Here is a 23289-nt window from a genome sequence, read left to right as displayed (position 1 = left end):
CCCCTGCGAGGGCCCTCGCCTTCGCACAAGTGGCCGGATGCTATCAGCGGTTGATCATCAGGCGGACGGTGCGGTGGCGCCGTCCGCCTGAGGGGGCCGCTAGCGGGCCACGTACTGGGTCAGGATGGCCTGGACCTCGTAGATGTCGACGCCCTTGGTGAAGGTCTTGGTGATCGGGAGCTGGGCGCCGGAGACCCAGATCTTCAGTTCGGCGTCGAGGTCGAAGGTGCCGGCCGTCTCCACCGCGAAGTGCGTGATGCTGCGGTAGGGGATGGAGTGGTACTCCGTCTTCTTGCCGGTGATGCCCTGCTTGTCGACCAGGATCAGGCGGCGGTCGGTCAGCAGGATGGTGTCGCGGACCAGCAGGTAGGCGGCGTGCACCTGCTCGCCCTGGCCCAGCAGCCGGGCGTAGTCCTGCGCGGCCTGCGCCGGGTCGATCGGGTGTGCGTTGCCGAAAAGAGCCATGAGAGGACCCCCCACTCGAATGTCACGCGGCCTTGGCCGGTCACGTGATCTTGGCCAGATATATCTGGTGAGTGAGGGGTCCGAGAAGGGCTGTTACGCGGCTGTGTCCCCGCCGAAGCGCTCCTTGTACGTCTCCAGGTCCTCGTCCGTGAGCTTGGCGAACAGCACCGGCGGGACCGTGAAGGGCGTGCCGGCCGGGACGAAGGACAGGGACTTCGCCTCGTCGGCCGACACCCAGGCGGCGGTGTCGTCGGCGAGCGTGAAGGCCTGGCGCATGGCCGCCGAGGTCGCCGGGATGAAGGGCTCCGAGACCACCGCGTACAGGTGGATCAGGTTCATCGCGGTACGCAGCGTCAGGGCCGCGGCGTCCTTGTCGGTCTTGATCTCCAGCCAGGGGGCCTTCTCCTCCAGGTAGGAGTTGCCCGCCGACCACAGCGCGCGCAGCGCGGCCGCGGCCTTGCGGAACTGCAGGGCCTCCATCTGCTGCTCGTACTCCGCGAGCAGGCGGGCGATCTCCTCGCCGAGGCGGGCCTCCGCCTCGCCGGGCGTGCCGCCGGCCGGGGCCTCCTCGCCGAAGCGCTTCTTGGAGAAGGACAGGACGCGGTTGACGAAGTTGCCCAGGGTGTCGGCCAGGTCCTTGTTCACCGTCGCCGTGAAGTGCTCCCAGGTGAAGGACGAGTCGTCCGACTCCGGGGCGTTGGCGATCAGGAAGTAGCGCCAGTAGTCGGCGGGGAGGATGTCCAGGGCCTGGTCGGTGAAGACGCCGCGCTTCTGGCTCGTGGAGAACTTGCCGCCGTAGTACGTCAGCCAGTTGAAGGCCTTGACGTAGTCGACCTTCTTCCACGGCTCGCGCACGCCCAGTTCGGTGGCCGGGAACATCACCGTGTGGAACGGGACGTTGTCCTTCGCCATGAACTCGGTGTAGCGGACGGTGTCGTCGGCCTCGTACCACCAGGACTTCCAGTCCCGGTTCTCCGGGTCCTGGTCCGCCCACTCCTTCGTCGCGCCGATGTACTCGATCGGGGCGTCGAACCAGACGTAGAAGACCTTGCCCTCCGCCGCCAGCTCCGGCCAGGTGTCGGCCGGGACCGGGACGCCCCAGTCCAGGTCACGGGTGATGGCGCGGTCGTGCAGGCCCTCGTTCAGCCACTTGCGGGCGATCGAGGAGGCGAGCTGGGGCCAGTCGTCCTCGTGGCGGGCGACCCACTCCTCGACCTCGTGCTGCAGCTTGGACTGGAGGAGGAAGAGGTGCTTGGTCTCGCGGACCTCCAGGTCGGTGGAGCCGGAGATCGCCGAGCGCGGGTCGATCAGGTCGGTGGGGTCCAGGACGCGGGTGCAGTTCTCGCACTGGTCGCCGCGGGCCTTGTCGTAGCCGCAGTGGGGGCAGGTGCCCTCGACGTAGCGGTCCGGGAGGAAGCGGCCGTCGGTGGGGCTGTACACCTGGCGGATGGCGCGCTCTTCGATGAAGCCGTTCTCGTTGAGGCGGCGGGCGAAGTGCTGGGTGATCTCGACGTTCTGCGGGCTGGAGCTGCGGCCGAAGTAGTCGAAGGCCAGCGCGAAGCCGTCGTAGACCGCCTTCTGCGCGTCGTGCGCCTGCGCGCAGAACTCGGCCACCGGCAGGCCCTGCTCCTTGGCGGCCAGTTCGGCGGGGGTGCCGTGCTCGTCGGTGGCGCAGATGTACAGGACGTCGTGGCCGCGCTGGCGGAGGTACCGGGAGTACACGTCCGCCGGGAGCATGGACCCCACCATGTTGCCCAGGTGCTTGATCCCGTTGATGTAGGGAAGGGCGCTGGTGATGAGGTGTCGAGCCATGGTGTGGCTGCTCCCGGGTCGGTCGTTTGCGAACCTAGGAATCGTAGCCGACATGGGTGGGCCGCCCGCTTCCCGTTTTGAGGGGTGGGAAGGGGCGGCCGTCGTCTTTCGGATGGCGTCTTGCGGTTGGCGTCTTTCGGTTACGGCTTCCAGTTCGCGAGTACGCCGGTGTAGAGCTCGGTGTCGGTGAGCTCGCGGGGGGTGGGGCCCGCGTGGAAGAAGGACGTGTTGCCGGTCTTCAGCTTGCGGAGGTAGTCGAAGGCCTTGTTGTCGTGCTCGCCGAAGGCGACGAAGGCGAAGTGGATGTGGGGGTGGTTCTTCGCCGCGTCGGTGAGGGCCTGGGTGGCGGGGGTCTTCGCGTCCGGGGCGCCGTCGGTCTGGAAGATGACGAGGGCGGGGGTGCGGGGGGCGTCGGGGTCGTCGGAGGTCGTCTTCTCGTGGTGGGTGACGACTTCCTCCACCGCTACGTGGTAGCTGGTGCGGCCCATGCGGCCGAGGGCCGCGTGCAACTCGTCGATCTTGTTCTCGTGGTTGGTGAGGGTGAGTTCGCCGGTGCCGTCGAGCTCCGTGGAGAAGAAGGTGACGTGGACCGTGGCCTCGGGGTCGAGGTGGGCGGCGAGGGCGAGGGTCTGTTCGGCGAGGGCCTGGGCGGAGCCGTCCTTGTAGTACGGGCGCATGGAGGCGGAGCGGTCCAGGACGAGGTGGACCTTGGCCCGGGTGCCGGTGAGGTCGTTCTTCTTGAGGGTGGTGGTGGCTGCGCGGTAGGCGGTGGCCAGGCTGGGGGCGGCGGTCTTGAGCTGGGTGAGGGTGGTGGCGGGGGACGTGGTGGCGGGTGTGGGTGTCTGCTCGGCCTCGGCTTCGCCTTCGGCCGGGTCGTTCCCACCCGCACCACCCGTGCGGGTCTCGTTGTCGGCCGCGGGTGGCCCCTGTGGGGCTTCCTCGCCGTCGGCGGCCGCGGGCTCCGGCTCTGCGGCGGCCTTCGGCTCCACGGCGGCCTTCGGCTCTGCGGCCGTTTCTGCCTCTACGGCCGGCTCGGGCTCTGCGACTGCGACGGGCTCCGCCGTCTTCGCGTCGGGCTTTGCTGTTTCCGTGACCGGCTCTGCCGTCTCCGCGACCGGTTCGGGCTCAGCCTCCGCCACCGGCTCGGGCTCGCGCTCCGTCACCGGTTCGGGCGTCTCCAGCTCCGGCTCGAGTTCGATCACCACCACCGGCTTCTCCGGCTCGGGCGTCTGTGACTCCGGCTCGGCCACCGGGGTCTCCGCCTCCGGCTCCCGGTCGATCACCGGCTCAGCCGTCTCCGCCGTCGGCTCGGCCACCGGCTCCGGCGTTTCAGCCTTCGGCTCGCGCTCTGCCGCCTGCTCAGCCGTCTCCGCCGCCGGCTCGGCCACCCGCTCCGCTGCCGTCGGCGGAGCCGTCTGCTTCGGGACCGTGACGTTGTCGAAGGCCGCCGCTACCAGTTCGTGGTCGTCCGTCGCCGGGCGGGGCTCGGGGACCTGAGCCGGTGCCGGGGCGGGGGTCTCGGCCGCCGGGGTTGTGGCGGGGGTCTCGGCCGCCGGGGTCGGGTCGGGGGTCGCCGTGGGCGCAGGCTGCGTCGGCACGGTCGGCTTTGTCCCTTCCGCACCCTCTGCCTCGGCCGTACGCCCCTTTCGGGTGCGGCCCAATGCGTTCCGCAGGAGAGTGAGAATGCCCATGTGCGCAACCCTTCGGATGAGTTGTAGCCCGTAAATCCCTGGCCAGGACGGACACGTAAGGTTAGCCGCCCCGGGCGATGATCTTCGGCTGCCCTCCCCCGAGCCGCGTCGCCCGCGACAACCGAGGGACCGATACCCCCAGTTCACTCGTCGTTCATCGCTCGTCCCCGCGTTCGCACAAACGCCCACCTACCGTCCGTCACGCTGGATCCAAGGGGAAGCTAGGGGAGAACAAAGTGCGCATTCCGCTGCCGCTCATCAGAACGAACGGTTCACATCCCGGCGGTCGTTCCGCCATGACCTGCCGTTTCCGGTGTGGTGACGCCTGTTTCCACGAGGTGCCCAACACCACCGCAAACCCGTACGTCGGCGACGTCATCGCCGGCGCCCTGAGCCGCCGTAGCGTGATGCGTGCCGCCGCCGTCGTGACCGCCGCGGCCGCCGCCGGCACCGCCGTGAGCGTCGCCGCCGCGCCCGCCGCCGAGGCCGCGCCCGCCGGCACGGGCAAGCCCGGCACCGCCAAGGGTGCCCGGGGCCTGCGCTTCACGGCCGTCGCGCCCAACACCGCCGACGCCGTCACCGTGCCCGAGGGCTACGGGCAGAACGTCGTCATCCGCTGGGGCGAGCCCATCCTGCGCGGTGCGCCCGCCTTCGACCCGGAGAAGCAGACCGCCAAGGCGCAGGCCCAGCAGTTCGGCTACAACTGCGACTACCTCGCCCTGCTCCCGCTGCCCGGCGAGTACAACCGGCAGATCCTCGTCGCCAACCACGAGTACACCGACGAGATCCTGATGTTCCGCGGCTACGACGCCGCCAACCCCACCCGCGAGCAGGTCGAGATCGCCTGGGCCGCGCACGGGCTGTCCGCCGTGGTGGTGGAGGGCAACAAGAAGAACGGGCAGCTCAAGCCCGTTCCCCGGCACCCGCTCAACCGGCGGATCACCGCCACGACCGAGTTCCGGATCACCGGCCCCGCCGCCGGTTCCGACCTGCTGAAGACCTCCGCCGACCCCTCCGGCACCAAGGTGCTCGGCACCCTCAACAACTGCGCCGGCGGCACCACCCCGTGGGGCACCACGCTGCACGGCGAGGAGAACTTCAACCAGTACTTCGCCAACAGCAGCCGCGCCACCGACAAGCGGTACGGCATCGGCACCGGCCCCACCGAGCGCAAGTGGGAGCTCTTCGACAAGCGCTTCGACGTGGCCCAGGAGCCCAACGAGGTGCACCGCTTCGGCTACGTCGTCGAGCTGGACCCGTACGACCCGCACTCCACGCCGCGCAAGCACACCGCGCTCGGCCGCTTCAAGCACGAGGGCGCCACCGTGCGGCTCACCCACGACGGCCGTCCCGTCGTCTACAGCGGTGACGACGAGCGGTTCGACTACTTCTACAAGTTCGTCGGCAGCAAGCGGATGAAGAAGGGTTCCGGCCGCGCGGTGCGCGAGCACAACCTCTCGCTGCTCGATGAGGGCACCCTCTACGTCGCCAGGCTCACCGGCGACTCGCCCGCCATCGAGATCGACGGCACCGGCAAGCTCCCGGCCGACGGCGAGTTCGACGGTTCCGGCGAGTGGATCCCGCTGGCCACCGCCACCGCCAAGGGCGCCGTCAGCCATGTCGAGGGCATGACCGCCGAGGAGGTGTTCGTCTTCACCCGGCTCGCCGGTGACAAGGTCGGCGCTACCAAGATGGACCGGCCCGAGGACGTCGAGCCCAACCCGCACACCGGCAAGGTGTACATCGCCCTCACCAACAACAGCAACCGCGGCAAGACCGGCTACGCCCCCGCCGACGAGGCCAACCCGCGCAACAGCAACAAGCACGGCCAGATCCTGGAGCTGACCGAGCGCTGGAACCGCGCCGACAGCACCCGGTTCGCCTGGAGCCTGTTCCTGGTCGCCGGTGACCCGAGCGACCCGGCCACCTACTTCGCGGGCTTCCCGAAGGACCAGGTCAGCCCGATCTCCTGCCCGGACAACGTCGCCTTCGACCCGTACGGCAACCTGTGGATCTCCACCGACGGCGCCCAGCTGGGCTCGCACGACGGCCTGTTCGGTGTCGCCACGCGCGGCGAGCGGCGCGGTGAGCTGAAGCAGTTCCTGACCGTGCCGAAGGGTGCCGAGACCTGCGGCCCGATCATCCAGGACCGCCGCGTCCTGGTCGCCGTGCAGCACCCGGGCGAGATCGACGGCGCGACGGTCGAGGCCCCGGCCTCCACCTGGCCCGACGGGCCCGGCACCTACGTCCGCCCGGCCGTCGTGGCCGTGTGGCGCAAGGACGGCCGCGACATCGGCGTCTGACCCGCAGCGGGGGCCGGGCACGGACCGGCGCGGCGGCCGCGTCCGTCCGTGCCCGGCGCCTCAGCGCGGGGAGGCGATGGCCCTGGCCGCCGCCACTTCCTGCCGCAGCGGCTCCAGGACGCTGCCCGACGGTCCGGTGAGGTCGGTGCGGACCGCGTACAGCACGTCCACCTCTCGCAGGCCCTCCGACAGCTCCCTCAGTTGCCGGGCGACCTGCGCGACCTCCGCCTGCGACGGCGGCACGGCTCCGTGCTTGACGCGGACCCGGGCCGCCGTCGTCGCGTCGACGATCCGTTCCACGGCGACGACCAGCGGCCACCAGGCGGCGGCCCGGCGGCCGGTGGGCGGCGGTTCGGTCAGGGCGCGCTGGAACTCCGTACGGATGACGGACAGGTCGCGGTACAGGCCGCGGCGCATCCGCGCGCGGGCGGGCGGGTCGACCGCGTCCGCGCCGAAGGCGCCCTCCACATAGCGGGCGGTGGCCGCCACCGCCTCCGCGAGCCGGTCGCCGACCCGGGTGTGCCAGCTCTCCGGCCACAGCAGGTACCCGGCGACCAGCGCGATGCCGCAGCCCATCAGCGAGTCCACCAGCCGGGGCAGGAGCAGCGCGGTGCCCTGCTGGTTCAGCACGTCGGACAGCAGCAGGATCACCGGTGTGATGGCCGCGGTCTGGTAGCCGTAGCCGCGCGGGGTGAGGGCCGGGATCAGCGGGGCGAGCAGCAGCATCACCGGTACGTCCCACCAGCCCCGGGGCACCTCCGAGAGCACCGCCGCCGCGACGACCAGTCCGGCGACCGTGCCGAGCGCGCGCAGCAGGGCCCGGGAGAAGACCGAGCCGAAGTCGGGCTTCATCACGAAGGTGATGGTCAGCGCCACCCAGTAGGAGCGCGGCACCGGCACGATCGACACCAGCACCTGGGCCACCCCGATGCACAGGGCGAGCCGCAGGCCGTAGCGCCAGGAGGCGGCGGACAGGGCGACGTTGCGGGCGGCGCGGGCGGCCCGGATGCCGAGGGCCGCGGGGCGGCCGAGCCGGTCGTCGATGCCGCGGGGGTCCACGTCGGGGGCGGCGACCACGTCGGCGGCATGGCGCAGGGCGTGGTCGACAGCGCGCCCGGTCTCGGTCGTCGGGGTGGGCAGCCGCAGCCCTATCGGGCCGGTGAAGCCGGTCTCCACGGCGTGCGCGAGGTGCCGTACCGCCTCGGGGAGTTCGGGGGGCAGCGGTCTGCCGTCCTGGTGAGCGGCGGGGGCGGCCTCCACGACCGGGATGACCGCGTTCAGCTGGGCGAGCAGCCGGGTCAGTTCGGGGCTGCGGCCGTGGTGGCGGGTGCGCCGGGCGAGGACGAGGTCGTAGGACTGGTTCAGGGACTGGGTGACGGTGTGCCGGACGGTGTCGTACGACTCCGGGTGGCCCGTCGCCGCCAGCAGATCGGCGACCGTGCGGTACGTGTCCGCCACCGCCGTCCGCTCCGGCACCCCGCCGCGCAGCGGCCAGGCGAGCAGCGCCAGCAGCAGCACGAGCAGCCCGCCGCCCGTCATCAGCACCGGCGCCAGCCACCAAGGGCCGGGCATCGGCAGCCCCGCCCCGACCACCGAGTTCAGCAGCAGGAGCAGCCCCGACACGGAGGCCACCGCGCCGATCGTCGAGATCATCCCGGAGACCAGCGCGACGGCGGTCACGACGGCGACCGCCACCCATCCGTGCCCGAACACCAGCGCGCCGAGGGTGATGCCGACCGCGCCGAAGAGCTGCGGCACGGCGATGTTGAGCAGCCGCATCCGGTAGGCGTCGGCGGTGTCCCCGATGACCCCGGACAGCGCGCCCATCGAGGCGAGCGCCCCGTACGCCGGTTCCCCGGCGGCGAGTCCGACGGCGAGCGGCAGCGCCATCGCGACCGCCGCCCGTGCCACGGCCGCCCGGTTGACGGGGGCCGGCTGGGTCTGGAGGTTCCGGACCAGCCAGTCGGGAGGGGTGAGGTCGATGGGGAACTCGCGGGACATGCGCCCATTATGGGCGGGCGGTGCGGATCAGCCGGGCCCGTGCAGCGTGAGGTCGGCGAGCACGGCCCGGTGGTCGGTGTCGGCCAGGTCCAGGAAGCGGGTCCGGCGCGCGGAGAACTCCCGGGACACCAGCACATGGTCGATCTGCACCCCCAGCGCCGGCGCCGTGCGCGAGGGCCAGGTCGGCGTGCGGTCGTCGTCGGTGAGCCGGGCCGCGTCCCGCAGACCGGCGTCCAGGACGCGGCGGAAGGACGCGTGGTCCTGGGAGGCGTTGAAGTCGCCCGCGAGGATCGTCGGGGCGTCGCCGCCCCGCGCCGCGAAATCCCGCAGCGCCGCCAACTCCTCCCGCCAGACGCCGACCTGACCCGGCACGGGGGGCATGGGGTGCGCGAGCTGGAGGCGTACGGCGTGACCCCGCACGTCCGCCACCGCGCCGGGCATGCCCATCGTGCCGGGGACGCCCCCGGTGCCCCGCAGCGGGAACCGGCTGAGGATCAGCGAGCCCGTCGAGCCGGTGCCGGGCACCGCCTCCCGGTGCGGGTAGCCGGCGTTCGCGCCGAGCCGCGCCTCGCACGCCGGATCGCACTCCGAGACGAACACCACGTCAGGTCGCTCCCGGCGTACGGCGGCGATCAGCGCGGGCGTACCGTTCCCGAACTCGACGTTCGCCGCCAGCACCCGGACGGAGGCCACGGCCGGTCCGCCCGGGGCGCCCGCCGTGCCGTACGGCTCCAGGAACCAGGCCAGCAGCCCCAGCAGCACCGCCCCCCACAACAAGCCGGGCCACCACCGGGCGAGCAGCGCGCACAGCACGCCGAGACCGGTGGGCACCAGCAGCCAGGGCAGGAAGGCCAGCATCTGCGGCACCGGCGTGATCCCGTCCGTGTCCGCCGCCCGGCACCCGACCACCACGCTCGCCCCGGCGCACGCCAGCCCCGCGCACCAGGCAAGGAACCGCCGCCCGTTCGCCCCCACCGACCGCCCCCTTCCCCCTCCTCAAGGACGGGGCGCCGCCACCGGAGGTTGCCGGTGCCGGGTGATCAGCCAGGTGGTGAGCGCCACCGCCAGACCGACGGCGACCAGCAGCCAGGACACCGTGCGCAGGGTCGCGGTGAGCGCGTCGTACACCGCTTCCGCGGCCGGCCGGTGCACGGTCTCGGGCAGGTCGGCCAGGGTCAGCCGGCGCCCCAGGAAGACGGCGAGGGCGAGGAAGGCGCCGCCCAGCGCGGTGCCGAGCGCGGTCGCGGTCACCGCGCGCCGGCGGCAGGCGGCGACGGCGATCCCGGCGACGGCGAGCAGCGCGGCCGTGACGGGCAGCCAGAAGGCGGCGACCTCCACCACGGACAACCCCCGGCGCAGCCGGTCCAGTTCACCGGCGGGGAGCACGGCGACCTCGGTGTGCTCGACCGGGATCCGGTCCGCCAGCGGCACGTTGTCGGCGGCCAGTTGCTGCTTCACCTCGGCGGCGACCGGGGCCAGATCGACCCGCACCTCGCCGCCCCGGCCGTCGCGCACGGCTCGCAGGACCGCGTCGTGGACGGCCCGGTTGCCGCTGGCCCAGGCGGTGCGGAAGGCGTCGGTGCCGGTGAAGGACCGCACCGCGTCGTGCACGAACGGCCGCATCGGCGCCCCGGCGTCCGTCTCCCGCACGATCCCGTCACCGACCGTGTCCGCGACCGCGTCCCGCACGGCCGGATCGGCGGCCAGCGGCGCCATCGCGGTGACGTACCGGCCGGTGTCGGCGAGCCCGTACGACACCCAGGCCGCCAGCGCGCCGAACGGCACCAGGAGGCAGGCCAGCGCGATCAGCGCGGCCGAGAGGGCGTTGTGCAGCCGGGAGGACACGTCCTCAGGCAAGCCCGGCCGGGCCGGGCCCGCCAGCGCTGAGCGGCCGTCCGGCGGAGCCGTGGACCCCTTGGGGGGACCGGGCCCCCGGCTCTCCGGTGGAGGGTTCACCCGAACGGGTGTTTCCTGGTGCTGGGGAGAAGGAGGCGATCATGCGCACCACTCCGGCCCTGCGGACCCTGGCCGTGGCCCTGCTCACCGGCGGCTCTCTGACCGCCGCCACAGCGGGCGCGACGGCAGCCGCGGCAGCACCGCCCGGCTACGCCGACGGACACGGCGGAGGCGGTGGCGGCCATGGCGGTCCGATCTGGGGCACCGTCGTTTCCCACACGAAGCTCAACGTCAGGCTGGAACCGACCGTTCACTCGCCCGTCGTGGCCCGGCTCGCGCCGGGCAGCCAGGACCGCGTGGACTGCAAGGTCCGCGGCCAGAGCGTCAACGGCAACCCGCACTGGTACTGGCTCGAGGGTGTCCAGGGCTGGGCCAGCGCCGCCTTCGTCGACACCGGCGGGGCACGGGTGCCGAACTGCTCGGACCCCTGCCCGGTGTGGAAGGACGGGTCCTGGACCAACTGGGAGGATCCGTACGTCAACGCCTCCTGGAGCGTGTCCGCGTCCGGCTCGTGGAGCTGGAGCGTCTCCGGATCGTCGTCCAGCGGCTGGAGCCTGCTGGGCGGCTGGTGAGGGGTAGGTGAGGGAGCGCGTGGGCCCCGGCAGCAGTGCCGGGGCCCACGCGTGCGGTCAGCGGGGCAGGGGATTGCCCTCGCCGTCCTCGTGCGTGTAGTAGCGGTAGAAGAACACCGCGAAGACGGCCGCGGTGATCAGCAGGCTCATCGTCACGGACCTGAGGACGGTGGCGCCGGCCTGGCTGTAGAGGAAGCCGAACGCCGCGCCCGCGAAGGCGGACTTCGTCAGCGAGTGCAGCTCCCTCTTCAGCCTGGGCGCCAGCACGGCCACCGCGATGCACAGCACCATGAACGTGATGGCGGTGGCGAAGCCGAACAGGATGTTCCAGCCGGTGATCTCACCGCCGTCGCGCCGGTTGGCCGCGGCCCAGTAGCCGTAGACCAGACCGAGGACGACCGGGATGCCGAACCGCGCGAGGGTGTGGGTGCGCTCGCTGAAGACGTCGGGTGTGACCGTGACCCTGCCGGTGGACCGGCCGGGTCTGGGTGCCGCATGAGCCATGGGAGCACCTCCTCCTTGGGGTTGTCCGCCCCCGGCTTCCAGAGCACACCCGGGGCGGGGACCCTGGCAACTCGAAGATGCGGTGCGCACGGCCGCGTGTTTCGCTGGCGGCATGAGCGGGCGCGGACCGAGACCGGTGAGCGGTCCCCCGGCCCGCCGCCGGGGACTTCCGGCCACCGCCGCCCCGGACCGTCTCCAGCGGCACCAGCTGCTGCGGGTGGGCGGCCGGAGCATGGCGTGGGTGCCGCCGCTGCTGCTGCTCGTGGGGATCGTGGCCACCGACTGGAACACCGCGCGGGACTTCCGGATCATCTCCTGGGTGGTCCTCGTGCCCGGTATCGCCGCGGCGATCTGCGGGGTGTGGGGCACGGCCGCGTTCGCGGTGCTGACCACGGCCACCTACTTCGTCGCGGACAGCGCCTGGCCGCGGGAGTTCCAGGCCGGCCTCGCCGACTTCCTGCTCTCCGCGATCGGCGGCGTCCTGGCCACGCTGGCCTGCGCCGTCCGGGTGCGCGGCGAGCGGCGCATGCTGCACATGCGGGACGTCACCGACACCATCCGCCGTACCGTGCTGCGCCCGCTGCCGCCGGGCTGGGGCGGCCTGGACCACGCCGCCGTCTATCTCACGGCCGACGTCGAGGCGGCGGTGGGCGGCGACTTCTACGACATCCAGCCCGGTCCGCACGGCACCCGCGTCCTCCTCGGCGACGTCCAGGGCAAAGGGCTCGGCGCGGTGGAGGCGGCCGCTGCCCTGCTCGGCACCTTCCGCGAGTCCGCCTACCACGAGCCGGACCTCGCCACCGTCGCCGAACGCCTGGAGATCCGGATGGTCCGGCACGCCGGCCACTGCGCGGACCTCGGCCGGGACGACGCCGACCGCTTCGCCACCGCCGTCCTGCTGAGCTTTCCCGCCGACGATCCCGGCACCCTGGAGTCGGTCGTCTTCGGCCACGACCCGCCCCTGGTCACGGGCCCCTCGGGGGTACGGCAGCTGCCCCCGGGCGAGGCCCTGCCGCTGGGCCTCGGCGAACTGGCCCGCCGGGCAGGCCCGCCCCCGGTGCTCCGCTCCGCCCTGGCCCCCGGCGAGACAGTGCTGCTGACCACCGACGGCGTCACCGAGGCCCGGGACACCGCCGGCGCCTTCTACCCGCTCGCCGACGAGGTCGCCCGGGCGGTGGCCGCCGACCCCCGTCTCACCGACCCCCACCTGCTGGTCGCCTTCGTCCGCGACGGCACGCTGCGGCACTGCGGCGGCCTGCTGGCCGATGACACCACCGTGTTCGCCGTACGACGGGCGGGCTGAAAGCCCGTTACGGTGCTGCCGTACGTGATCGACGGGGGATGGGGAGGGACCGATGCCCGGAACCGTGCTGCTGCTCGCCGCCGCCCCGGCGGGCAAGGGCTGTCTGGTGGACGCGGCGTCCGTGCTCCCCGTCCTAGCGGCGGTACCGCCCGCCGTGCTCGCGGGCACCGACACCGCGAACGTCGTCGAACTCGCCGACCCCCTCGAACCGCAGGCCGTCCTGACCCGGCTGCGCGCCGCCGCCGCGGCCCCCGGCCCGCTCACCGTGTTCCTCACCGGCCAGCTCCAACTCGACCGTCGGCAGCGGCGGGTGCACCTGGCGCTGGCCCGCACGACCGCCTCGACCGTGCGCTACACGGCCCTGCCGTGGCACTGGATCCGTGACGAGCTGCGGCTGCGGGCGCCCGGCAGCACGAGCCTGGTCCTCGATCTGCACGCCGACGCGGACACCTGGGAGCTGCTGCGGACCGAGCCGCTGGACTGCGGGGGCAACAGCGCGGTCTACGGCCGGATCGCGCCGCCCCCGCGGCGGCGGACCGTGGCGGTGCCCTCGTACATGAAGGCGGTCGCCACGATCCTGCGCAGCGGCCGGCGGCCGGAGCTCGGGCAGTTGCACGAGCAGGCGTGGGCGCGGGTGGGCAGCGAGGGGTACGCGGACCTCGTCCTCGGCTCCCTCGGCGCCCCCGCCCCGGACCCCCACTCCGTCCTCGCCGAGGCCGTGAGGGCGGGCCGGCACGGGGATGCCGACGCGCTCGCCGCCCATCATGAGCGCGGCGCCCTGCGGGCCCACGGGCCGGGTTCGCCCGAGGCCCTGCACTGGGCCGAGGTCCGGGCCGATCTGGCGATGTTCGCGGGCGACGCCGTACGCAGCTGCCGTGCCTGGCTCCAGGTGGCGTCCGCCCGGCTGGCCGCCGGGCAGTCGGCGGCGGACCCGGACGTCGAGTCCGCCGTGGACCGGGCCCACCACCAGTGGGGCCGCATCGGCGACCCGGCGCGGGCCCGCGAACTGGGGCTCGCGCTGGCGGAGTTGCGCACCCGGGTGCCGGGGCGGCGGCAGGGCGCGCTGGACGACGTCCAGCGGCAGCTGCAGCGGCTCGGATCCTGACCGGCTCAGGCCACGGACAAGAAGGAGAGCGCCCCCGACACCAGGGTCCGCACCCCCGTGGGCACGGTGGCCAGGTCGGGGGCGAAGAGCGGGCTGTGGTTGCTCGGCACCGACTCCGAGCGGCGCAGCACATTGTCCCCGGGCGCCGCGTCCCACAGCGCGGGCGGGGTGCTCGTCACGAACCAGTAGGAGTACGGCAGCCCGTCCACGGCGAGATGCGAGAAGTCCTCGCTGCCCATCGCCGGGCCCGGGTCGAAGACGGCCTCGGCGCCGAAGACCTCGCGGTGCGCCGCGGCCACCCGGTGGTCGGTGCCGGCGTCGTTGACGGTCATCGGGAACGTCCCGCCCACCGTCACCTCCGGCTCGCGCGGGCAGCCGGCGGCCAGGCACTCCCCGGCCGCCATCCGCCGGATCGCCGTGACCATGCGGTCCCGGACGCTCCCGGACTGCGTCCGGAGGTTGAGGGAGATGCGGGCGGTGGCCGGGATGACGTTGGCCGCCGTACCGGCCTCGATCCGCCCGACGGTCAGCACGGCCTGCTCCCGCGGGGCCAGTTCGCGGCTGACCACGGTCTGCAGGCGCGTGACGAGGAACGCGGCCGTCACCACCGGATCGACCGTCGTCTCGGGCCGCGAGCCGTGCCCGCCGCGGCCGTGCACGACGATCTCCACATCCGTCGTCGCCGACATGATCAGCCCCGGCACATGCGCGATCCCGCCCACCGGGCCCGGCGTCACGTGCTGGCCCAGCAGCACGTCGGGGCGGGGGAACCGGTCGTAGAGCCCGTCCGCGACCATCGCCGCCGCACCGCCCCCGGACTCCTCCGCGGGCTGCCCCACCATCAGCAGCGTCCCCGACCAGGCGTCCCGCCCCGCCGCCAGCGCCTCGGCGGCGCCGGCCAGCCAGGTGACGTGCAGGTCGTGCCCGCAGGCGTGCATCACGCCGGGCACGGTGGAGGCGTACGGCAGTCCCGTCCGCTCCTCGACGGGCAGAGCGTCCATGTCGGCGCGCAGCAGGACGGTGGGCCCCTCGCCGTTGCGCAGCAGCCCCACGACGCCGGTACGGCCGATCCCCTCGGCCGTCTCGAAGCCCGCCGCCGACAGCCGCGCCGCGAGCCGGACCGCCGTCCGGTGCTCCCGGTAGGACAGCTCGGGGTGCCGGTGCAGGTCCCGGTAGAAGTCCTCGAGGCCGGTGACGGGCAGATCGGCGGTGAGGTCCAGCGCAACCCGGGCGGCGGGGGAGGTCATGGTTTCAGCCTGGCAGACTTCCGCGGGATCCGTCACCTGTGCGCAGCCGGGTGGTTACACCCCGCTAGCCGTTCCGCCCCGCCTGCGCCGGGCACGCCGGCCTCGGTTCCGCCGCCGGGTCCGCGGCTTTGGCCGGGCCGGCGTTCGCGGCCAGGATCAGCGCGGCAACCGCCACCACCGCGGCGGCGATGCCTCGGGCGTAACGCTCGGTCGTGCTGGTGCGTTCGAGCACGGCAACCTCGCAACAGCGGTGTAAGCACGCTTAATTCCCGGTTTAACCTAGGGGCTGTCCGAGGTGAACGGCAAGAGGCACCAGGAGAGTTGGGCATGTCGGAGCGCGACGACCCGGTGACGATCGGGCGCAGGGTGCAGCAGTTGCGGGCGGAACGCGGGCTGACACAGAAGCAGTTGGCGGAGCCCGCCTACACGCCCGCCTACGTCTCCACCCTGGAGGCCGGCCGGGTGCGGGCCTCCGACGAGGCGCTGCGGCACATCGCCGAACGGCTCGGCGTGGCCTACGACGAGCTGGTCACCGGGCGCTCCGCCCGGCTCGCCACCGAGCTGCGGCTCCGGCTCACCGGCGCCCAGCGCACCCTGGCCACCGGCGCCACCGAGGCCGCCGCCGAGGCGTTCACGGCGGTGCTCGCCGAGGCGGAGACGCACCGGCTGGCCGAGGAACGGGCCGCCGCGCTGCTCGGGCTCGGCGAGTGCGGGATCGACACCGGCGACCTGGACGCCGCCCGCCGCCACTTCGAGCAGGCCGAGCAGGCGCTCGGCGCGGCCCCGCTGCCGGCCCGGGTCCCGGCGCTGCGCGGACGGGCCGTCGCCCACTACCTCGCCGGGGAGCTGCGGTACGCCGTCTACCTGCTGGAGACCACCCTCGACGAGCTGAACCGGGGCGGACTGCACGACCCCGACGCGCTGCTGCTGCTGTATGCCAGTGTCATCGGCCCGTACATGGACCTGGGCGCCCACGCGCGCGCCGCCCAGGCCGCCGAGCTCGCGCTCGCCCTCGCGCCGCGGGCCGGGGACCCGGCGCTGGTCGCCCGGATGCACCGGTCCGTGGCCCGCACCCTCCTCGCCGAGGGCCGGATCGCGGAGGCCGACGCCTCCCTGGCCAAGGCTGCCGAGCTGTACCGCGGGCTGCAGATCCGCACCGAGCTGGCGCACTGCCACTGGATGCGCGGCTACGTCTGCGCGCAGAACGGCGAGCTGGACCGGGCCGAGGCCGAGCTGCGGGAGGCGCGGACCATGCTGTCGGCCAAGCGCGCCGCCCTCTACACCAGCCAGGTCGCCGTCGAACTGGCCGACGTACTGCACCGGCGCGGCAAGTCCGACGAGGCCGCCGCCCTCCTGAAGGAGGTGCTGGCCGACCTCGGCTCCGAACGCGGCGCCCTGCACTCCGCCGCCGCCCACCGGCTGCTCGGCATCATCGCCGAGGACGCCCGTGACACCGAGGCCGCCGAGGAGCACTACGTCCGCGCGCTCAGCCTGCTGGAGCGGGCCGGCGCGGCCGGCGACCTCGCCGACCTGTGCCGACTGCTCGGTGACCTGCTGCGCCGTACCGGACGGGTGGAGGCCGCCCTGGACGCGTACCGGACGGGTCTCGGGCACCGCACGGCCCCCGGCACCACCACCCTCGGACCCGCCCCCGCGCAGCCGCCGCTGTGACCGCGCCGGGCCGGCGCACGGCACGGGCGGTTAGCCTTCCCGGGGCACAGGGCGAGCGGGATGTCGGGGCGGGCACGTGGCGAATCAGCGGACGATGGTCCTCGGCGGCCTGCGCGCCCTCGTGTACACCGTGGTCGGGGGCGCCGCGCTGCTCGCCGTCGCCACCGTGGCATCCGTGCTCGGACCCGTCCTCGCCCTCGACCTGTACACGCCCGCCGTGGCCGCCTGGTGGACCGTGTTCACCGCCATCGCCGTGCAGGGCGTGCCCTTCCTGCTGCTCGGCACCGTGGTGTCGGCGGCGATCGGGGCCTTCGTGCCGGAGCGGGTCTTCACCCGCCTCCTGCCGCGCAACCCGGCGCTCGCCGTGCCGGTCGCCGGTGCGGCCGGGGTCGTGCTGCCGGGGTGCGAGTGCGCGTCCGTGCCGGTGGCGGACAGCCTGATGCGCCGCGGGGTCGCCCCCGCCGCCGCGCTCGCCTTCCTGCTCTCGGCGCCCGCGATCAACCCGGTGGTGCTCGTCTCCACCTCCGTCGCCTTTCCCGGACAGCCCGGGATGGTGCTGGGGCGGTTCGTCGCCTCGCTGGCCACGGCGGTGGTGATGGGCTGGCTGTGGGTGCGCTTCGGGCGGGAGGAGTGGCTACGGCCCGCCAAGCGCCGCGGGCACGACCACGACCACGGCTCCGGCGCGGGCGCCTTCGTCGCCGGACTCCAGCACGACTTCCTGCACGCGGGCGGCTTCCTCGTGGTGGGCGCGGCGGCAGCGGCCACCTTCGACATCGTCGTGCCCCCCGCCCTGCTGGACGTCCCCGGCTGGGCGGCCGTCCTGCTGCTGGCGCTGCTCGCCGTGCTGCTGTGCGTGTGCAGCGAGGCGGACGCCTTCGTCGCCGCCTCGCTGACCGGGTTCTCGCCGACCGCCCGGCTGGCGTTCATGGTGGTCGGCCCGATGGTCGACCTGAAGCTGATCGCCTTGCAGGCGGGCACCTTCGGGCGGGCCTTCGCCATCCGCTTCTCGGCGGCGACCTGGGTGGTCGCCGTGACGAGCAGCGCGCTCGTGGGGTGGTGGCTGCTGTGAGGCGGTACGGACCGGCCGTCGTGCTGCTGCTCCTCGGCGCGGCGGTGCTGCGGATCTCGCTGTTCAGCGAGGTGTACCTGCGCTACGTCCAGCCCGGGCTGCGGCCGTACCTGGTCGTGTCGGGGGTGGTGCTGGCGGTGCTGGGGCTGGTCGCGGGGGCACTGGTGGCGGCGGGGCGGTCCGCCCACGCGGGCCCCGGTCCCCGGGTCGCCTGGCTGCTCGTCCTGCCCGCCCTGGCCCTGCTGTTCTTCCCGCCGCCCGCCCTCGGCTCCTACAGCGCCGAGCGCGAGGCCGCCCAGCGGGCCGCCCGGAGTGTCGGCACCTTTCCCGCGCTGCCCGCGAAGGACCCGGTCACCCTGAGCCTCGGCGAGTTCTCCTCCCGGGCCGCCTACGACAGCGAACGGTCCCTGCGGGGCCGCACGGTCCGCCTGACCGGATTCGTCACCCGCGACGCCGACGGCACCTGGTACGTCACCCGGCTGCAGATCTCCTGCTGCGCCGCCGACGCCGGCGCCGGCAGGGTCGAGATCCGGGGTGCCGCCGCCGCGCCGGAGGACACCTGGGTCACGGTCACCGGCACCTGGCACCCCGAGGGGACGCTGGGCGGCGACGACGCCTGGCCGGCCGTCCTCGACGCGGAGTCGGTGCGGCGCATCGGGCAGCCGGCCAACCCCTACGAGCAGCGGTGAGCGGGTTTCGCCCCCCGGGCCCCGGGTAGTCGGGCGGAGTCCGGGGCGGGGCGGCCGCGAGGCGGTCGCACACGGGGGACGGTGTGCGCCGCGCCGACGCGTGAGGAGGCGGTGACCGTGCGGCCCAGGGACGACCACCGCGGTGCCGCAGGCGGCGACGGCCGGCCGGCCGAGGGCAACGGCCCCGCGGAGATCCCGCGTCGGCTCTGCGCCGTCGCGCTCGAACTGCTCCCGGTGACCGGGGCCAGCGTCTCGCTGCACGACGACGAGATGCCGGTACGGCTGTGCGCGACCGGCGCGCAGGCCGCATATGTGACGGACATCCAGGCCACCTTGGGCGACGGTCCCTGCCCCAGCGCGGTGCGCAGCGGGCGGCCGGTGCTCGCCTCCGACCTGACGCAGGGGCAGGACGTGGACCGTTGGCCCGTCTTCGCCGAGGAGGCCACGGAGGCCGGGGTGCGGGCGGCGTACTCGCTGCCCCTCGGCGACGACGCGGTCTGCGTGGGCACGCTCGACCTCTACCGGGACACCCCCGGAGGGCTCACCGCCACGGAGCTGCGTACGGCGCGGGCCCTGGCCGGAGCCATGACCATGGCGGTGATGGCGCTGTCCCGGGACGGCGAGGACGGCGAGGACGGCGGGCGCGGCCCCGAGCGGTCCGGCTGGCTGGACGGTCTGGCCCCCGACCACGACGGCATCTACCAGGCCATCGGCATGGTGATGGCCCAGCTCGGCGTCGGCGCCCACGAGGCCGTGGCCCGCCTGCGCGCCCACGCCTTCTCCCACGGCCGCACGGCGGCGGACGTGGCCCGCGACGTGGTGAACCACCGGCTGCGCTTCTCCCCGGGCGGCTAGGCCCCGCCCGGACGCGAGGGCCTACTCCCCTTCCACCGCCGACAGCCACAGCTTCACGTACCGCTCGACGTCGACGTCCAGCGCCACGTCCACCAGCCGCTGCTCCCGCTCCCCGTGGTGGATCTCCGCCTCGCCGGGCCGGGCACGGCGGTCCACGATCGTCTGGCCGCGAGTCGGTCCCGGCGCCAACGACACCTCCACCGGCAGGAGTTCGGTGGTGATGCCGCCCGGGTCGACGACCGCGCAGACCGCACCGGCGTCACCGAGACCGCCGGACGGCGTGGGGTCGCCGGACAGGGCCGGGTCGCGGTGGGCGAGGAGTTCCCCGGCCAGCCGCAACCGCGGCTCGGCACTCGCCCGCAGCCGCTCCACGTCCCCCGCCGGGACCAGCACCCGCTGGAACACGTCGAGGCCGTACATCGTGATCGGCACCCCCGCGGTGAGCAGCACCGCCGCCGCCTCCGGGTCGTGCCACACGTTGAACTCGGCGACCGGCGTGGCGTTCCCGGTCGCCACCGCCCCGCCCATGAACACGATCCGCTCGATGTTCCGCACCACCTCGGGGTGCGTACGCAGCAGCAGCGCGATGTTCGTCAGCGGCGCGGTCGGGATCAGCGTCACCGGCCGGGGCGACGCCAGGATCTCGCGGCGCAGCAGCGTCACCGCGTCCACGTCCACCGGCCGCCTGGTCGGCGCGGGCAGGCCCAGGTCGCCCATCCCGTCCTGGCCGTGGACATGGCGCGCGGTGCGCACCGGCTCGATCAGCGGCCGCTCGGCGCCCCGCGCGACCGGGATGTCCCCGGCGCCGGCGTGCTCCAGCACCGTCAGCGTGTTGCGGACGACGCCCTCGACATCGGTGTTGCCCGCCACGCAGGTCACCGCCCGCACATCGAGCCCCGGATGCCGTACGGCGAACAGCAGGGCCAGGGCGTCGTCGACACCGGTGTCGCAGTCGATGACCACCGGAATGGGCTGACCGGTCACGGAAGCTCCCTCTTCGTCGGTCCCTACCCGACCGACCTTAGGCCCTCCGGTCCGGATCATCCCGACGTCGCGGACCCTGGGCACGCACGGATCGGCCGACCGGGCTGGTCGGCAGGGGCAGGGCTGGGAGCCTGGTGCATGTCTCGGCGGGCTGGTCTGCACGGGCAGTGCCGAGAGCCCGGTGCACGTCTCCGGCGGGCTGGTCCGCACGTCGGTGCCGGGAGCCTGGTGCGCGTCTTCGGCGGGCCGATCCGCAGCGTGCTTCGGCGGGCCGATCCGGACGGGTAGCGCCCGCAGTCTGGCGCGCGCCCCGGCCGGGTGTCCCGCTCACCCGGACGGACCGGCGCACTGGTGGACGGTCGCGCGCGATGGTGCCTTGGGAAAGCACGCCCATCGATCACGGCCGGCCCGCAGGCCCCGCTCACAGCCCCCAGGAGGCTCCCCCATGCCCCGACCCCCGGCCCGCCGCACCCGCGCTCTCACCGCCCCGGCCCTGGCCCTGGGCGCCCTGCTGACCGCGACCGCCTGCGGTGCCGGCGGATCGGACGGCACCGCCAGGCCGCCGGCGACCGCTTCCCCCGCCTCCCCCAGCGCCGTCCCGACCGCCCCCGCCCCGTCCCGGGCGTCCGCTCCCGCCCTCACCGAGGCGCAGGCCCGAGCGGCCCTGATCACCGAGGCGGACCTCGGGGAACCCTGGTCGGCGACCCAGGGCGCCGCCACCTGGCGGGACGGCATGCTCAAGGCGAGCAGCGACAAGCCCGACTGCCGCCGGCTGCTGGACGTCCTCTACACGGAGGAGTTCTTCGGCCCCGAGGCCCGCACGCGCGCGGTGACCGGGCTGGACGACGACTGGGACGGGGCCCAGCTGCGCTACCAGGTGGTGGCGCACCCGGCCGAGAAGGTCGACCGGACCCTGTCCTGGCTGCGGTCCCTGCCCGGGAAGTGCGGTGAGTTCAGGGCGGTGACCGCGGCCGGCGTGCCGCAGTCCGCCGCGGTGTGGGAGACCGAGCTGCCGGAGGTCGGCGACGCCCGCCAGGGCCTGCGCATCGCGCTGGGCACCGCCGACGGCACCACCCTGACGCTGGACCTGGCCGCGGTCCGCGTCGGCGACGACACGCTGGTCCTCACCAACGGCGGCCTCGCCGACGTCCCGGCGGACGCGACCTGGACGGCGACGGACCTCGGGGCGCGCCGGCTGGCGGAGGTACGCAGACTGGGGCGCGTGGAGGTGTGATGGCGCCTTGCGGCCATAGCCGGCGCCCGAAGTGGACAGTGTCCTGGTTGCCGCCCTGCTTCCGCACCGCAGAGGAGTCCGCGTGCCCGACCTCTCGTCCCGCAACCCCGACTGGTGGCGTCAGGCCGTCGTCTACCAGGTCTATCCGCGCAGCTTCGCCGACGCCGACGGTGACGGGTTCGGGGACATCCGCGGTGTCACCGAGCGGCTCGCCCATCTCGCCGCCCTCGGCGTCGACGCCCTGTGGCTCAGCCCCTTCTACCCCTCCGAGCTGGCCGACGGCGGATACGACGTCGCCGACCACCGCGATGTCGACCCCCGCCTCGGCACCCTCGACGACTTCGACGCCATGGTCGAGGAGGCCCATCGCCTCGGGCTGAAGGTCATGGTCGACATCGTGCCCAACCACACCTCCCACCAGCACGCCTGGTTCCGGCAGGCGCTCGCGGACGGGCCCGGATCGGCCGCCCGGGAGCGGTACGTCTTCCGCGACGGCCGGGGCGCGCACGGCGAACTCCCGCCCACCGACTGGCAGTCCGTCTTCGGCGGCAGCGCCTGGCAGCGGGTGCCGGACGGGCAGTGGTACCTGCACCTGTTCGCGGCCCAGCAGCCCGACCTGAACTGGGCCCACGACGAGGTCCGCGCCGACTTCCGCACCACCCTGCGCTTCTGGGCCGACCGCGGCGTGGACGGCTTCCGGGTCGACGTCGCCCACGCCCTGGTCAAGGACCTGGCCGAGCCCCTGCGCGACCTCGGCGATCCGGCGCTGAGCGGGGAGGAGGCGCTGTCCGGGATGCCCCCCGGCAGCCACCCCTTCTACGACCGCGACGAGGTCCACGAGATCTACCGCGACTGGCGGCAGCTGCTGGACAGCTACTCCCCGCCCCGCATGGCCGTCGCCGAGGCCTGGGTCCCGGGCCCCCGCCGGGTCCTCTACGCCCGCCCCGACGAACTCGGCCAGGCCTTCAACTTCGAATACCTGCAAGCCCCTTGGGACGCCCGCGAACTGCGGCGGGTGATCGGCGACTCCCTAGCCCAGGCCCATGCCGCCGGCGCCTCCGCCACCTGGGTCCTGTCCAACCACGACGTCGTCCGGCACGCCTCCCGCCTGATGCTCCCGCCGGGCACCGACGAGAACGCCTGGCTGCTGTCCGGCGGCCACGCCCCGGCCGTGGACCGGGCGGCCGGGCTGCGGCGGGCCCGCGCGGCCACCCTGCTGATGCTCGCGCTGCCCGGATCCGCCTACGTCTACCAGGGCGAGGAGCTCGGCCTGCCCGAGGTCGCCGATCTGCCCGTGACCGTCCTCCAGGACCCGATCTGGGAGCAGACCGGGCGGGTGCGCAAGGGGCGGGACGGGTGCCGGGTGCCGCTGCCGTGGACCACCGGCGGCCCCTCCTACGGGTTCGGCGACTCCGGTGCCTGGCTGCCGCAGCCGGACTGGTTCGCCGAGTGCTCCGTCGAGGCGCAGGACGGCGTGGAGGGATCCACGCTCGAGCTGTACCGGCGGGCGCTGCGGCTGCGGCGCAAGCTGCTGGAGGGGGAGTTCCTGACCTGGGCCGAGGACGGGCCGGAGGGCGTGCTCGCGTTCGCCCGGTCCGACGGCTGGCGGTGCGTGGCCAATCTCTCGGGGGCACCGGTGCCGCTGCCGGCGGGCGAGGTCGTCGTCAGCAGCTCCCCGCTGGAGGCGGACGGACGGCTGGGCCCCGACACGACCGTCTGGCTCACCTGACACCTGACCGGCGCCCGGATGCCGGATCACGGGCACGGGCTCGTCCGTACGGCCGAACCGGGCAGGTCGGCGGCGGAGGCGACCGTGAGAATCGCAGCA

At 74.0% G+C, this 23289-nt stretch carries 20 protein-coding genes; 10 read left to right on the top strand and 10 right to left on the bottom strand.

Annotated features, from left to right (window positions below; translation table 11 throughout):
- Window positions 1-99 precede the first annotated feature (99 nt).
- From M8H82_RS27775 to M8H82_RS27765, 3 genes are all read right to left on the bottom strand, one after another.
- A complete protein-coding gene (locus tag M8H82_RS27775; RefSeq protein ID WP_250077801.1) occupies window positions 100-465 on the bottom strand; it encodes a PH domain-containing protein in 366 nt (121 codons plus the stop codon).
- Window positions 466-558: 93 nt separating this feature from the next.
- On the bottom strand, window positions 559-2277 hold the full coding sequence (metG, locus tag M8H82_RS27770) for a methionine--tRNA ligase (protein ID WP_250077800.1): 1719 nt from the start codon (window positions 2275-2277) through the stop codon (window positions 559-561).
- Window positions 2278-2417: 140 nt separating this feature from the next.
- A complete protein-coding gene (locus M8H82_RS27765; RefSeq protein WP_250077799.1) occupies window positions 2418-3968 on the bottom strand; it encodes a VWA domain-containing protein in 1551 nt (516 codons plus the stop codon).
- Window positions 3969-4204: 236 nt separating this feature from the next.
- On the opposite strand from M8H82_RS27765, the gene M8H82_RS27760 reads away from it, so the two are divergent.
- Window positions 4205-6271 carry a PhoX family protein gene (locus M8H82_RS27760; protein WP_250077798.1) on the top strand — a complete coding sequence of 689 codons (2067 nt, stop codon included), beginning with the start codon at window positions 4205-4207 and terminating at the stop codon, window positions 6269-6271.
- Window positions 6272-6331: 60 nt separating this feature from the next.
- On the opposite strand, the gene M8H82_RS27755 is transcribed toward M8H82_RS27760, so the two are convergent.
- The 3 genes from M8H82_RS27755 to M8H82_RS27745 are packed head-to-tail and all read right to left on the bottom strand — an operon-like array spanning window position 6332 to window position 10117.
- Complete coding sequence (locus M8H82_RS27755) at window positions 6332-8272, bottom strand: FUSC family protein (protein WP_250077797.1); 1941 nt, start codon at window positions 8270-8272, stop codon at window positions 6332-6334.
- 27 nt (window positions 8273-8299) lie between these two features.
- The gene (locus M8H82_RS27750) at window positions 8300-9247 is read right to left on the bottom strand and encodes an endonuclease/exonuclease/phosphatase family protein (RefSeq protein ID WP_250077796.1); all 948 of its coding nucleotides are present in this window, start codon (window positions 9245-9247) and stop codon (window positions 8300-8302) included.
- 21 nt (window positions 9248-9268) lie between these two features.
- Complete coding sequence (locus M8H82_RS27745; protein ID WP_250077795.1) at window positions 9269-10117, bottom strand: hypothetical protein; 849 nt, start codon at window positions 10115-10117, stop codon at window positions 9269-9271.
- 152 nt (window positions 10118-10269) lie between these two features.
- Here M8H82_RS27745 and M8H82_RS27740 point away from each other — a divergent pair, with 152 nt between their 5' ends.
- Window positions 10270-10800 carry an SH3 domain-containing protein gene (locus M8H82_RS27740; RefSeq protein ID WP_250077794.1) on the top strand — a complete coding sequence of 177 codons (531 nt, stop codon included), beginning with the start codon at window positions 10270-10272 and terminating at the stop codon, window positions 10798-10800.
- Between the two features lie 57 nt (window positions 10801-10857).
- Here M8H82_RS27740 and M8H82_RS27735 read toward each other — a convergent pair whose 3' ends face one another.
- Entirely contained in the window at window positions 10858-11304 is a 447-nt protein-coding gene (locus M8H82_RS27735) for a hypothetical protein (protein ID WP_250077793.1), read from the bottom strand.
- Between the two features lie 112 nt (window positions 11305-11416).
- Here M8H82_RS27735 and M8H82_RS27730 point away from each other — a divergent pair, with 112 nt between their 5' ends.
- Together M8H82_RS27730 and M8H82_RS27725 are read left to right on the top strand one after the other, a co-directional pair.
- Window positions 11417-12607 (top strand): PP2C family protein-serine/threonine phosphatase, encoded by a 1191-nt coding sequence (locus M8H82_RS27730; protein WP_374211703.1) that lies wholly within the window; start codon window positions 11417-11419, stop codon window positions 12605-12607.
- A 52-nt stretch (window positions 12608-12659) separates the two neighbouring features.
- Window positions 12660-13712 carry a hypothetical protein gene (locus tag M8H82_RS27725; protein ID WP_250077792.1) on the top strand — a complete coding sequence of 351 codons (1053 nt, stop codon included), beginning with the start codon at window positions 12660-12662 and terminating at the stop codon, window positions 13710-13712.
- A gap of 5 nt (window positions 13713-13717) precedes the next feature.
- On the opposite strand, the gene M8H82_RS27720 is transcribed toward M8H82_RS27725, so the two are convergent.
- The gene (locus tag M8H82_RS27720) at window positions 13718-14959 is read right to left on the bottom strand and encodes an amidohydrolase (protein ID WP_250077791.1); all 1242 of its coding nucleotides are present in this window, start codon (window positions 14957-14959) and stop codon (window positions 13718-13720) included.
- A 64-nt stretch (window positions 14960-15023) separates the two neighbouring features.
- Complete coding sequence (locus M8H82_RS27715) at window positions 15024-15191, bottom strand: hypothetical protein (protein WP_250077790.1); 168 nt, start codon at window positions 15189-15191, stop codon at window positions 15024-15026.
- Between the two features lie 95 nt (window positions 15192-15286).
- Here M8H82_RS27715 and M8H82_RS27710 point away from each other — a divergent pair, with 95 nt between their 5' ends.
- From M8H82_RS27710 to M8H82_RS27695, 4 genes are all read left to right on the top strand, one after another.
- Window positions 15287-16630, top strand: coding sequence for a tetratricopeptide repeat protein (locus M8H82_RS27710; protein WP_250077789.1), 1344 nt, complete (start codon window positions 15287-15289; stop codon window positions 16628-16630).
- Window positions 16631-16724: 94 nt separating this feature from the next.
- Window positions 16725-17699 carry a permease gene (locus M8H82_RS27705; protein WP_250077810.1) on the top strand — a complete coding sequence of 325 codons (975 nt, stop codon included), beginning with the start codon at window positions 16725-16727 and terminating at the stop codon, window positions 17697-17699.
- Window positions 17696-18388, top strand: a complete 693-nt coding sequence (locus M8H82_RS27700) for a TIGR03943 family protein (protein WP_250077788.1) — start codon at window positions 17696-17698, stop codon at window positions 18386-18388. Before M8H82_RS27705 ends, M8H82_RS27700 begins: the two co-directional genes overlap by 4 nt.
- Window positions 18389-18499: 111 nt before the next feature.
- Window positions 18500-19243 carry a GAF and ANTAR domain-containing protein gene (locus M8H82_RS27695; protein WP_374211702.1) on the top strand — a complete coding sequence of 248 codons (744 nt, stop codon included), beginning with the start codon at window positions 18500-18502 and terminating at the stop codon, window positions 19241-19243.
- A 21-nt stretch (window positions 19244-19264) separates the two neighbouring features.
- Here M8H82_RS27695 and M8H82_RS27690 read toward each other — a convergent pair whose 3' ends face one another.
- Complete coding sequence (locus M8H82_RS27690; RefSeq protein ID WP_250077786.1) at window positions 19265-20227, bottom strand: nucleoside hydrolase; 963 nt, start codon at window positions 20225-20227, stop codon at window positions 19265-19267.
- A 445-nt stretch (window positions 20228-20672) separates the two neighbouring features.
- Here M8H82_RS27690 and M8H82_RS27685 point away from each other — a divergent pair, with 445 nt between their 5' ends.
- Window positions 20673-21461 carry a hypothetical protein gene (locus tag M8H82_RS27685; RefSeq protein WP_250077785.1) on the top strand — a complete coding sequence of 263 codons (789 nt, stop codon included), beginning with the start codon at window positions 20673-20675 and terminating at the stop codon, window positions 21459-21461.
- A gap of 82 nt (window positions 21462-21543) precedes the next feature.
- Window positions 21544-23190: an alpha-amylase family glycosyl hydrolase gene (locus M8H82_RS27680; protein ID WP_250077784.1), complete on the top strand. Its 1647-nt coding sequence runs from the start codon at window positions 21544-21546 to the stop codon at window positions 23188-23190.
- The last annotated feature ends 99 nt before the right edge of the window (window positions 23191-23289 follow it).

Source organism: Streptomyces sp. YS415, from assembly GCF_023544665.1.
Classification (GTDB): domain Bacteria; phylum Actinomycetota; class Actinomycetes; order Streptomycetales; family Streptomycetaceae; genus Streptomyces.
The sequence above is the reverse complement of the archived record's forward strand: the minus strand, read 5'-3'. Positions and strand labels throughout refer to the sequence as shown.

What these genes read in the sequence shown, in the direction of transcription:
- M8H82_RS27705 (WP_250077810.1), top strand. Translation starts at nt 16,725, where the DNA reads ATGGTCCTCGGCGGCCTGCGCGCCCTCGTGTACACCGTGGTCGGGGGC.
- M8H82_RS27730 (WP_374211703.1), top strand. Translation starts at nt 11,417, where the DNA reads ATGAGCGGGCGCGGACCGAGACCGGTGAGCGGTCCCCCGGCCCGCCGC.
- M8H82_RS27710 (WP_250077789.1), top strand. Translation starts at nt 15,287, where the DNA reads ATGTCGGAGCGCGACGACCCGGTGACGATCGGGCGCAGGGTGCAGCAG.
- metG (WP_250077800.1), bottom strand. Translation starts at nt 2,277, where the DNA reads ATGGCTCGACACCTCATCACCAGCGCCCTTCCCTACATCAACGGGATC.
- M8H82_RS27755 (WP_250077797.1), bottom strand. Translation starts at nt 8,272, where the DNA reads ATGTCCCGCGAGTTCCCCATCGACCTCACCCCTCCCGACTGGCTGGTC.
- M8H82_RS27765 (WP_250077799.1), bottom strand. Translation starts at nt 3,968, where the DNA reads ATGGGCATTCTCACTCTCCTGCGGAACGCATTGGGCCGCACCCGAAAG.
- M8H82_RS27740 (WP_250077794.1), top strand. Translation starts at nt 10,270, where the DNA reads ATGCGCACCACTCCGGCCCTGCGGACCCTGGCCGTGGCCCTGCTCACC.
- M8H82_RS27735 (WP_250077793.1), bottom strand. Translation starts at nt 11,304, where the DNA reads ATGGCTCATGCGGCACCCAGACCCGGCCGGTCCACCGGCAGGGTCACG.
- M8H82_RS27725 (WP_250077792.1), top strand. Translation starts at nt 12,660, where the DNA reads ATGCCCGGAACCGTGCTGCTGCTCGCCGCCGCCCCGGCGGGCAAGGGC.
- M8H82_RS27775 (WP_250077801.1), bottom strand. Translation starts at nt 465, where the DNA reads ATGGCTCTTTTCGGCAACGCACACCCGATCGACCCGGCGCAGGCCGCG.
- M8H82_RS27720 (WP_250077791.1), bottom strand. Translation starts at nt 14,959, where the DNA reads ATGACCTCCCCCGCCGCCCGGGTTGCGCTGGACCTCACCGCCGATCTG.
- M8H82_RS27685 (WP_250077785.1), top strand. Translation starts at nt 20,673, where the DNA reads ATGCCCCGACCCCCGGCCCGCCGCACCCGCGCTCTCACCGCCCCGGCC.